Raw genomic sequence first — 12,295 nt, forward strand, 5'->3', positions numbered from 1 at the left:
TAAAAGACTCTCTTGTAGAGTCTTTTTTTATTATCTAAAACCCAATTAAAGGAGAAAAAAATGAAACTTATAGTTTTTGAAGGACTAGATGGTAGCGGCAAAACAACTTTAATTCAAGAATTACAACAAAAACTAAAAAAACAAAAAATAAATAATAAAATTTATCAAGGTTTAGGAAGTAGTTCTATTGGAACAGAAATAAGAAATTTATTTTTAAATTATAACCAAGTTGATTACATTACTCGTTTTTATCTTAGCATCACTAATATGGCTCAAATCCAAAAAGAACTCATCTATCCTCATTTAAAACAAAATCAACTCATAATCTTAGACCGTTGGTTACCATCAACATATGCCTACCAATTATTTCCTTATCTTAAACAAACAAAATCTTGTTTCGATTTAAAAGAAATTTTTGATATCACTCATAAAAAATTATTTATTAAACCTCATTTATTAATTTATCTAGATATTAATCCTCTTATTGGTAAAGAAAGAAAACAAACCCAAAAAAACCATCAATTAGATATTATCGAACAAAAATCCTTAACTTATCACCAAACTGTCCATAAAGGTTATTATCATTATTTAACTCATTATCAAAACAATAAACAATTAATTCTAAATGGTATTGATTCCCTTCAATCAAATGTTACTAAAATTATGAAATTAATAAGAGATATAAAATGAAAAAAATCATAAAGAAAAAATGTCAAAACGGTAATTTATATATCTATTTTCGCAACGGCAAAATCAAAACAATTCATAAAGATGGAATTATTACTTGGCGTACTAAAAAAATCTATTAAAACAAACCAAAGACCCTCAAAAAGGGTCTTTTTTATTTAGAAAGGAATTTAAAAATGTTAACTAACCAAGAATTTATTAATATCAACCAATTAAATACCAACTCAAAATCAGTTCAAATCATAAAGCTTATTTTCAACAAAGCAACTTTGAATCTTACTATTGATAAATATATGAAAAGTAATCACATTCAATTAAATCATTATTTCGAAACCAACAACTTTTGTTCCCAATCCCAAAAATCAATTCGCGGAAAAATTAACGAATACCTGATTTTGCTTTATTTAAACCATAAAGGAATTAAATGTTTATATCCTAAATCATATTTATTTTTCATCCCCGACATCAAATTCGACTTGGTTTTATTCACACAAACCAAACGCATTATCGCCTTCAATTTCAAAACTTGCCTTCGTGAACGATACAAACAAGCCATCATTGAAGCACAACAACTAAAAAAACTAGACACTCGTTTTGAATATTATTTATTAACAAACGATGAAGTTGAAACTCAAAAACTCAATAATAAAATTAAAAACGGTAAAGTACAGTCAATTAATAAAGTAATTAATTTATTTTCTGATAATGCTAATCTCTTCTTAAAAACCTTACTAATGAATGAATTCATCACTTTTCCCAATATTAATTTAATTAAAAAGAAGGAGTTAAATAAAAATGTTAACTAACGAACACCAAGCCTTAATTCAAATTATTAATTACATCGAAAAAGGGGAGTGGAACAAATTAAAACTTTATTGTCAAATAATCAACCCTAAATATTTAACCAAATCCAATCACCAAAAAATATATAACGCTTTAAAATATTTATATTTAGAAAAAAAATCAACTCATCCTTGGGATAAAATCAAAACCAAAGAGACAATTATTAAAGAATTACTAACTTATCTTCAAACTCATTATCCTCAAGAAAATTTTAATAATGAATCTTTGATGTTTTTAAACAATAATAATATCCATAATGAACATCTTTTAGAAAATTTAAAACATACTTATACCCAAGAAACTTTATTTCAACAATTAATAAAAACAATCAACCCTTCTTTTGATAATCAAGATCTTTATCATAAGCATTTATACTACCAAGAAATCTTTGATAAATTAAGAAATTTTATTAATCTTATCCCAAACAAAAAAGATAAAACTTTATTAACCTTGAACCAAATGACAAAACTTTATCCCGAAGTCTTTGAAACCGACAACATTTCCAAACAAAAAATCCAAGAAGAATATTATCGTTTATCAGACACTTTCAAAGGATTAAACCAAGCCACTAAAGGGTTCAAAAAAGGTCAAATCATCACCATTGGAGGCTATACTGGTTTAGGTAAAACATCTTTTATCTATAATCTTCTTTTAGATTTAGCCAAAACTAAATACCAAGAAAACCAACATTATCCTTATATGTTGGTTTTTTCTTTTGAAATGACTTCAGAAGAAAACCTAAATCGTTTATTATCTAATCAAACTCAAATTCCTTTAGATGTTATTTTAGATAAAAATTTTGATAATATCACACAACAACACTATACGAAAAAGATGATACAAGCAAAACAATTTTTTACTAATATCAACTTATCTTTTAGTTATGACCAAGAAAAAAATATTAATTATATTGTTGATTTATTGTATCGTCTTCATTTAGAATCCAAAATAGAAATTGTAGTCATTGATCACCTTCAAATCACAAAAGCGAGTAATAAAATGGATAATGACCGTTTAGCCATTGATGAAATCATGACCAAAATTAAAGAAATCGCCATCGAATTAAAAATTGTCATTATCATTTTATCTCAATTTTCAAGAGATACTTATTCTAATTATAACGGAAAATCCCCAGAAATCACCGCACTAAAAGGCTCTGGCGGAATTGAAACCAATTCCGACATAGTATTAATTATGTCTGAATTTAACCCAAATATTAAAAAAAATACCACCAAACCCCTAAATATCTATACTTCAACCTTAAATCAACTATATTTAGAAGCTGATGACAATGATAATCAAAAAATAATTGAAGTAAATATTAAAAAAAATCGCAGCGGAACTAAAAAAACTTTAGTCTATCATTTTAAAATGACAACTCAAACTTTTCAAGAAGTAGGTTATGTTTTACCTTACCAAATAGAAGATTTTTAAGGAGTAAAAAAATGAATAATCAAGAAAAAATTAACTACATCAAAACTAATTTCCCCATGATAGTTTTATTAAAAAAATTAAACATCCTCCCATCAAACTTCAACAGCAAATATCGTTTTCCTTGTCCCATCCATCAAGGTCTAAATCCAACAACTTGTCATATAAATGATAACAATAACATTCACTGTTGGAAATGTTGTCGCGATTTTGACATTATTGATGTTTATAAAGAAATTCGTGGAATCACAAACTTTAACGATGCAGTCAAAAAGATTTTAAATTTTATGCATTCTCAAAAATTTGAAATCTTAACAAATAAAGAAAAAACTAACACCTCAATATCCTCCAACCCTTTCAAATTACAATATCATCCTCCCAAACCCCATAACCCAATAGATGAAACAGAAATTAATATCAAAAAAACACAATTATTCAAAGAAATATCTCCCTTATTTAATCAAATAAGAGATTATTATAATTATTTGTTAACATCCAATCAAAATGATGAAAGGAAAATAGGATTAGATTATTTAACACAAAAGCGCCAATTAAATTTAGAAACAATTAAAGAATTTAAATTAGGTTATGCTCCATTATCAAATAAACCATTATCTTTTAGATTAATCAATTTCTTAAAAAAGAAAAATGTTAATATTGATAAATTAGTAGAATATGGTTTTATCAAAGAAAAAACTAATTTCAAAGGAAAAAAATATTATCATGATACTTTTCATGGTTCTATCATTATCCCGATTGAAAATGGATATGCTAAAACATTTCACTTTTATCAAAACCATTTTTGCGATACTAGCTATTTTCAACCCAAATATCAATCTCTTAATAATTTCAGCCAAACCCCCACTTTTCATTTTAGTTATCGTTTCTTTGAAGCATTCCCTTGCATTAAACAAACTAAAATTATGATTGTTCATGAAGGCTTTTTTGATGTCATTAGTTGTTGGCAAAATGGAATTAAAAACGTTGTGGGATTAATTTGTGTCACACAATTATTTTCTCAAACACAAATAGACATTCTTAAAAAAGAAAATATTAAAATCATTATTGCCTTAGACAATGACGAAACAGGAAAAAAACGTAGTGAATTATTAGGTGAACAATTAAAAAAAGAAAATATTATCTATGAAATTAGACACATTTTACCACCTTATAATCAAACTTGTAAAGATGTCGATGATTTATTTAAACAATATGGAATCCAAGCTTATCAAAAATGTTTCTTAGACCCATATATTTCTTACGAAGCGGCCAAAAAGAAACAAATAGTAGATTTAGCTATATATTACTTTGGCAAAGATAAAGTAGAAGTAATTAACGAATAATTTATTAATTAATTTAAAAAAAGGAGAAATAAAATAATGCAAAACAATACCAATCAAGAAATTAGAATCGGAGGTGAAATTAATAAACAAAATACTCCCACTGATTTAGAACAAATCAAACACTTTTTGAAAACTTTAAAAGAAGATTTAATTAACCTCACCATTATTAATCATTCCAAAAAGAAAAATACCTACCAAGAAGCTAATTATCGCCCTAAAAATCAAACTTTATTTATAGATCCAAAAATCTTAGAAGAAATTAAAAAATACAAAATAGACATAATTAAAGCCATAAAAGTAGATGACAATACAAAATTATTACTTAACCCTTCAACCCCTCTTAAAACTCAAAATAATACCCTTAAACATCAATTTAATATTTTCCAAATCAATTATAAAAATGAAACCAAAAACCAAATAAAAGAATTAATGAGCAAAATCAATATCAATAAATTAGATACTTTAAAATTATTTAAATTAGATAATCATAAAAAAGATAAATATGATAAACCTTTAAAAAGCAATTATAAAAAAGGTTTAAATATTATTTATTATCGCTTAGAAGATTTAAAACACATTAAATTCTTTATTACCAAAGATAAACGAGGATATCGCATCAGAAAATTACATCCCAAATATAAATATATATCTAAAACAAAACAAATTATTTAACTAACAATTTTATGACACTTTTATGACACTTTTATGACACTTTTATGACACTTTTATGACACTTTTATGACACTTTACTGACACTTTACTGACACTTTACTGCCCCCAAAAACCCTTTTTGCAACAAGCTTATTTAACAAGTGATATTTGATATTTTATATCGATAATGATAATGATATTCGATATTTGATATTGTCGATATATCTTTTTTTTAAATTATTATTAATTATCGATATAAATAACATCTCTTTTTTAAAACCCTTTCCATTGGAAAAAGATTGTTTATAAAAATATAAATCAAATAATATAAGCGCTGGAGCGCTAACAAAAATAAAAAGAATACATAATAAAAAGAAAAATAATAAAGAATCCCCCCATTGCGCTGCCCCCCTTTTTTTTCAAACCTTACCAATTTCATCAGCGCAAAACTAAAAAATAAAACAAATTAATGGTATTTTTTTGATTTAAAAACCTTTTTGAATTATAATTATTAATATAATCAAAAAAAATAAGGTAAATAGTGTTTAATAATGAAAAAATTAAAACAAAAATTCAAATTATTGCAAAAAATGATTGAAAAAATAACTAAAATTGATAAAAAAATAGTTTTTAATTTGGTTAAAAAATTTAAAAATAACTTAAATCTTACTACCATTTTAAAAACTATCCAAATCAAAAGAAGTACTTATTATTACTGGTTAAAAATTAAAGAACAATTAAAATTAAAACAAGAAAAATACCTTTTGCAACAAAAAAGAATCGAAGCTTTATGTTGTAATCATGAATATTTTTTCGGTCATCATAAAATTACTGTTTTATACCAAAAAACTTTCAATGAATCAATTACTAAGAAAAAAGTTTATCTCATTATGAAAGAAAAAAATATTTTTTGTCGGTTAAGAATTAAAAAAAATAAACATCATTATAAAAATAATTTACAAAATAAAATTAAAATAGTACCTAACTTAATCAATCAAGAATTTATTTCATCTCGACCCCTACAAAAACTATTCACTGATATTACTTATTTTAAAACTCCTCAAGGTTTTTTATATTTTTCTTGTGTTATAGATTCTTTTAATAATCAAATTATCGCTTCACATACTTCTAATTGTCAAAATAAAGATTTAGTATTAAAAACAATCCAAAAATTACCTAAATTAAAAAAACCTTGTATTATTCATTCTGATCAAGGTTCAGTTTATCAATCTCTAAAAGTTCAACAAATCCTAACTAAAAAAGGTTTTTTAATCAGCATGTCCCGCAAAGCCACTCCACGTGATAACGCAGTAATTGAAAATCTGTTCGGCCAAATGAAAAGTATTTTATATCATCGTCATCCTTTTTTATTTCAAAAAACAATTCCAAAAATCACAAAAATAATTAATCAATTTCCTTCTTTTTGGAATCATAAATGGCTTTTAACTAAATTAAATAATTTATCCCCTTTACAATATTTTCAAACTCTTAGATAAATTATTAGTTAAATTTACATAAATAATATAACCTTATAAAAAAGGTTACTTTTCTGCACCCTTTTTTTAAGAAAAATATTAAAATTATATAAAAGATTATTTTCTTTTTATTTTGTAGACACCTTTTTAACTTTTTTTACCTAACTATATATATGGAAGGGTAAAATATTGAAAAAAATATCTTTTGAAACTAGCAAATTATTAAAAAACTTTAGACACTTTTTAATTTAATTAAAAACAACTTTGTTAGTTTGAAAAGATATGAAATTATCTACTTAATTTTAAGTTTTAAAGAACAATTTTAAAATTAAAATATGTCCAAAAAAATGGAACAGCGCAGTCATTAAGAAGATATAAAAAAATAAAAGATTAGTTTTTTTCTTTAAAATCAATTGTATAATACTTATTCCACCAGAAGTAGATTGATTTATCAAAATTAAAACAATTCCTGAAACTAAAGAAAATACTATTATAAAAAAAAAACAAATTTTACTTAATATTTCATTTTTTTACCTAATATTTCCTTCTCCTTAAATAATTTTTTTATTGAATTGATTATCATGTTGTTATCTATACTACTTTTCTCTAACACAAAAATAATAATTATAGAAACAAAAACAACCAAGAATGTGTTGAACATAATTTTTGATTTTTTTAAATATTTTTTTCCCAAAAAACCAATTATAAAATGAGTTAAAATAATAATATAAGTTGTTGTTAATTTACTAATATCAAACTTAGAATTGAATATTTGATAAAAACGACCTATTAATTGTAAAAAATTTTCTAAGCCACCAGTGGTTAATTTTAAAGGGATAACAAAAAAAATAAATACCGAAATTTAAAATAAGAAAACCTAAAATAATTTGAAATACATTTTTTTTGAATATTTTTCTTCCAAACTTATCACAATATCCTTTCTTTTTTTAAAAATATAAAAAAATAATTTTGATATTTGATTATTTAATGCAAAATAGTTGTTATTTATATAAAATATTGAAAATCAAATTTATAATGTAATAATTATTATTATAACAACAAAATAACACAAAAATAATTTTAAATCGTTATTTGATTAAATAATGAATTAAAATTATTTTTTTATATTAAATTTTATGTTTGTTGTTAAAATATGTTAAAATAAAGATAGTTAATAAATAAATTAAAATAATTTTAAAATAATTTAAAGGAGAATTAATTAAATTAATAATTTTATGGGACATGGACATAAGGAATCAGACGATTATCTTGATACGAATATGAATAATCTCTTTTTGTTTATTTTAAACAAAGAGGTTGTGAAATAAAATGGAAACAATTACAATTATTTTTATTATCTTTATTTTGATTTTATTAAATGCTTTTTTATCTTTTATTGAAGTTTCTTTAATTTCTTTAAATCCAAATAAAATAGAGTTAAGAGTTAAACAAGGGTTTAAAAAAGATTTAAAAATCAAAAAAATAAAGGAAAAACCTAATCTTTTTTTATCTGTTGTACAAATAATAATTCATATTTTAACTTTTTCTCAAGGTATTATAATAAATAATTTTCAACAAAAAAACGATCATTACAATCATTATTATATAGAAGTATCAGTTGTTTTATGTTCTCTTATTTTTGGTGAATTATTACCGAAGAGAATTGCTTTAGCTTTTCCTTTAAAAATTGCTTATTTATTTATTAGTCTTTTCAATATTATTTGTTTTTTTATGCAACCTTTTGTTTGGGTATTAAATAAAATTAGTGATTTTATATTATTTATTTTAAGAATAGATACTAATGTTAAAGGTTCTAATATAGAAGAAGAAGAACTTAGATTTTTATTAAATTCTTCTTATAAAACAGGTGTTATTAACACTAGTAAAAAAAATATGCTTCAAAATGTTTTTGATTTTGATGACACTTTAGTTTCAGATATTATGCGTCATAGAAAAGAAATTGCAGCTATAAATTCAGATATCACTAAAGAAGAATTAATTGAATTTATTTCTCACGAAAAATATACTAGATTTCCTGTTTATGAAGATAATATGGATAAAATAATCGGTATTGTTCATGTTAAAGATATTTTTAAAGGACTTTTAACAAACGGTAATAATAAATTTAATATCAAAAAATTTTTAAGAAAACCTTATTATGTATTAGAATTTCAACATATTAGCGAATTATTTAAAGAAATGAAAATAAAACAAAATCATATCGCTATCGTAATTGATGAATATGGTGGAACTTCTGGTATTGTTACTATCGAAGATGTTATCGAAGAAATTTTAGGAGATATCCAAGATGAATATGATCAACAATCTAAAGATATTACAAAAATTTCTGATAAAGAATATTTAATCAAAGGAACAACTCATCTAGACGAAATAGAAAATAATTTACAAATTGATTTGCCTTTGGATAATTACGATACTTTAAATGGTTTTATTTTAGGAAAATTAAAAAGAATGCCTGAACCTAATGAAAAAATTCAAATAATTCATAATGATTGGAAATTTGAAAGTGAAAAATATGATGGTTTAGTTATTAAAATGGTTCGTGTTACTAAAGTTCCTAAGTTGGAACCGTCTTTATAATTATTATTTAAAATTCAAATTAGAAAAAGTCACATAATTGTGGATCAACCATTACCTCAATGCTCTTTAAAACAATTAGAACAAAAATTAAATATTGATTTTGCCCAAGGATTAACGCAAAAACAAGTTCAAAAACAATATGTCAAAGATGGCCTTAATAAATTAAAAGAAATTAAAAAACCAAATTTTTGGGTTAAATTTTTATATCAGTTACATAATTCTTTTGTTTATATTTTATTAATAATTTTTTTATTTACTTTAATAATTGGTATCATTGAACAAAAAAAAGAAGAATTATTCGAAAGTTTTTTAATTTTAATAGTAATTTTAGGAAACGCTTTATTAGGCGTTTTTTTTGAAAATCGCAAAGAAAACTCTTTATTGTTAGTTGAACAAAAAACTAAACCTTACGCTAAAGTATTGAGAGATAAAAAATTACAATTTATACTTAAGGAACAAATAGTTTTAGGCGATATTATTACTTTAGAAGCTGGCGATGTTGTTCCCGCTGATTTATTATTAATTGAAGCTAATTATTTAAAAACAAATGAAGTTATTTTAACAGGAGAAATTTTGCCTGTTCTTAAAAATACTCCATCTAAAGAAGATGAAGCCGTTTTCACAAATTTTTCTAATTTAGTTTTTATGGATACTACTGTTATTTCAGGTAAAGCTTATGGTGTTGTTATCGCTACAGGAAAATATACTCGAATAGGAAAAATTCATCATCTGATAAAAACAGAAAAAAAATATAAAACACCTTTAGAAAAAAATATAAAACAATTATCTAGTTTTTTAACCATTATTATTTTTTTGATTGTTTTAATAAATTTATTTTTAAATTTATTAAAACATTATTATTTTAAGAAGATAATAGATTTTGACACAATAAAAAAATTATTATTATCTTCTTTTGTTTTAGCTGTGGCTGTTATTCCTGAAAGTTTATTAGCGATAATAACAATTATTTTAGCTTATGGAGTTAAAAAAATAATAAAACAAAAAGTTATTATTAAAAATTTGAAAACTTTAGAAACTTTAGGAGCTGTTAATATTGTTTGTACGGATAAAACAGGAACTTTAACCAAAAACCAAATGACTATTAAAAAGTTATATTTAAATAACTCTATTAAAGATGTCAGTTCCTCAGATTTAATTTCTGAACCCGATATAGAAAAATTAATTTGTTTTGGTATTTTATGTAATAGTAATTATAGTTCTCAAAAAAATAAAACAATTGTTAATAATAAATTCTTATTCGACCCAATCGATCAATCTTTTATTGATTTAGGTTATTTATGGAAATTAAATATTTTAGAAATTCAAAAAGAAAATCCTAAAATCAAAGAATTTCCTTTTGATAGTAATTATAAATTGATGTTGACCATTCATCAAAAAGATACAAAAAAATATTTAATTATAAAAGGGGCATATGAAATTATTTTAGGTTTATCTTCTTATATTAATCGCTATCAAAAAAATATTCTTAAAAAAGAAAATAATATTCAAAAAACGGAAGATGATTTGAATAAAATGTCCTCCGAAGGTTATAAAGTTTTAGGGATAGCTTATACGGAAATAAACTTAAATTATCTTGATTTTGATAATTTAAATATAGATGAAATATTAAAATTAATAAAAAATAAAATAATTTTTTTAGGCGCAGTAGGTATTGAAGATCCAATACGTCCAGAAATTTTTCCTACTATGAAAGAATTGCAAACAGCTTTTATTACGCCTATAATGATAACTGGTGATCACTTACAAACAGCTATCAAAGTAGCCTCTTCTTTAAAAATATTTAATCCTGAAATAGATTTAGCTATAACAGGCGAACAATTAGATCTCTTGAGTGAAGATGAATTAGCGTATAAATTAAATTCAATAAAAATTTATGCTAGAACTAATCCTGAACATAAATTAAAAATTATTAAAACTTGGCAAAAAAAAGATAAAATCGTAGCTATGATAGGTGATGGAGTTAATGACGCTCCTAGTATCAAAAAAGCAGACATCGGAATATCTATGGGACGAACAGGAACAGATATAACAAAACAAACATCAGATATTATTTTAGTCGAAGATAATTTCGCCACTATTACAAACGCTATTAAAGAAGGAAGAAATATTTTTAATAATATTAAAAAAAGCGTTATTTTTTTATTAAGTTGTAATATAGGCGAAATAATAGTTATTTTATTAAATACTTGTTTAGGACATTTATTTTTTAATCAAAATTTTATTATTTTAAACACTGCGCAAATTCTCTGGATTAATTTAGTAACTGATTCTTTAGCGGCCATATCTTTAGGAATGGAACATCCAGAAAACAACTTAATGAAAGAAAAACCACGTTTTATAAAAAATGCTTTATTGAATAAACAAAATATTCAAAAAATTTTAATAGAAGGTTTTATAATTGGTATTTTAACATTTTTAGCTGCTTTTATAGGTTATAAATACAATGATAATAATAACCAAGATGGACAAACTATTGCCTTTATTGTTTTGTCTTTATCTCAATTGGTTCATGTTTTTAATTTAAGAAGTTTTAATAAATCTATTTTTCTTTTAAAAACTAATTTTTATTTAATCTTTTCTTTTATTATAAGTGTATTTTTACAAATAATTGTTATTATAATACCTTTTGGTAAACAAATTTTTAATTTATCTCCTAATTTATCTTATTCCAATATTTTAATTATTTTTATTTTTTCTGTAATGCCTTTATTTTTGATGGAAATTATAAAAAAGATAAAATCTTTTTTATAATTTTTTTTAATAAAAAAATATTGATAAATAAAATATTTTTAAGCATAATATTTTTAGATATAAAAAACTTTTATAAAAAACTCAAAATAATAACTTAAATTGTTTTCATTTTTCTAAAACAAAAATAAACATAAATAATTTGAACCTGAATCAATAACAAATCAATTAGTGTTATTTAAAAAAGTTGCGATGTTACAACGGTTTAGATATTTTTTATTTTTAAAAAATTATTTAAGACTAAATATTAAGTTAGTCTTTTTTTTATTAATAAAAAATGTTGATATATCAACATTTTTTTGGTTATATTTTGATAATTAATATAAAAATATTATTTGCTTTTTTGTTAAAATTCAAATGAATTTAAATATTATTATTTTATTATAATGTATTTAAATTTTTAATAATTTAATAAGAAAAAAGAATGTGTAATATAAAAAAATAATTATCATCCTCAATTACCCGCAAAAAACAACTCAATATCATCATACCCAT

Annotated in this window: 8 protein-coding genes and 1 pseudogene; 8 read left to right on the top strand and 1 reads right to left on the bottom strand. The window is 22.7% G+C overall.

Features of this window, described 5'->3' with window-relative positions:
* Positions 1-42 precede the first annotated feature (42 nt).
* The 6 genes and pseudogenes from tmk to LFWB_RS00225 all read left to right on the top strand — a co-directional run.
* A pseudogene (gene tmk / locus LFWB_RS00200) lies at positions 43-690 on the top strand (dTMP kinase); the annotation flags it as partial.
* Positions 691-863: 173 nt separating this feature from the next.
* Positions 864-1,493: a hypothetical protein gene (locus LFWB_RS00205; RefSeq protein WP_210954507.1), complete on the top strand. Its 630-nt coding sequence runs from the start codon at positions 864-866 to the stop codon at positions 1,491-1,493.
* Complete coding sequence (locus LFWB_RS00210) at positions 1,483-2,964, top strand: replicative DNA helicase (RefSeq protein ID WP_210954508.1); 1,482 nt, start codon at positions 1,483-1,485, stop codon at positions 2,962-2,964. The genes LFWB_RS00205 and LFWB_RS00210 overlap by 11 nt, the downstream gene beginning before the upstream one ends.
* An 11-nt stretch (positions 2,965-2,975) precedes the next feature.
* Positions 2,976-4,304, top strand: coding sequence for a toprim domain-containing protein (locus tag LFWB_RS00215; protein ID WP_210954509.1), 1,329 nt, complete (start codon positions 2,976-2,978; stop codon positions 4,302-4,304).
* A gap of 36 nt (positions 4,305-4,340) precedes the next feature.
* Positions 4,341-4,976: a phase variable surface lipoprotein gene (locus LFWB_RS00220; RefSeq protein WP_210954510.1), complete on the top strand. Its 636-nt coding sequence runs from the start codon at positions 4,341-4,343 to the stop codon at positions 4,974-4,976.
* 530 nt (positions 4,977-5,506) lie between these two features.
* Complete coding sequence (locus LFWB_RS00225) at positions 5,507-6,451, top strand: IS3 family transposase (protein ID WP_210954511.1); 945 nt, start codon at positions 5,507-5,509, stop codon at positions 6,449-6,451.
* Between the two features lie 493 nt (positions 6,452-6,944).
* On the opposite strand, the gene LFWB_RS00230 is transcribed toward LFWB_RS00225, so the two are convergent.
* Complete coding sequence (locus LFWB_RS00230; protein ID WP_210954718.1) at positions 6,945-7,091, bottom strand: hypothetical protein; 147 nt, start codon at positions 7,089-7,091, stop codon at positions 6,945-6,947.
* Positions 7,092-7,759: 668 nt separating this feature from the next.
* Here LFWB_RS00230 and LFWB_RS00235 point away from each other — a divergent pair.
* Positions 7,760-9,031 carry a hemolysin family protein gene (locus LFWB_RS00235; RefSeq protein WP_210954719.1) on the top strand — a complete coding sequence of 424 codons (1,272 nt, stop codon included), beginning with the start codon at positions 7,760-7,762 and terminating at the stop codon, positions 9,029-9,031.
* Between the two features lie 39 nt (positions 9,032-9,070).
* Positions 9,071-11,803, top strand: coding sequence for a cation-translocating P-type ATPase (locus LFWB_RS00240; RefSeq protein ID WP_210954720.1), 2,733 nt, complete (start codon positions 9,071-9,073; stop codon positions 11,801-11,803).
* Positions 11,804-12,295: the final 492 nt, after the last annotated feature.

It is taken from the genome of Candidatus Phytoplasma luffae, from assembly GCF_018024475.1.
GTDB lineage: Bacteria > Bacillota_I > Bacilli_A > Acholeplasmatales > Acholeplasmataceae > Phytoplasma > Phytoplasma luffae.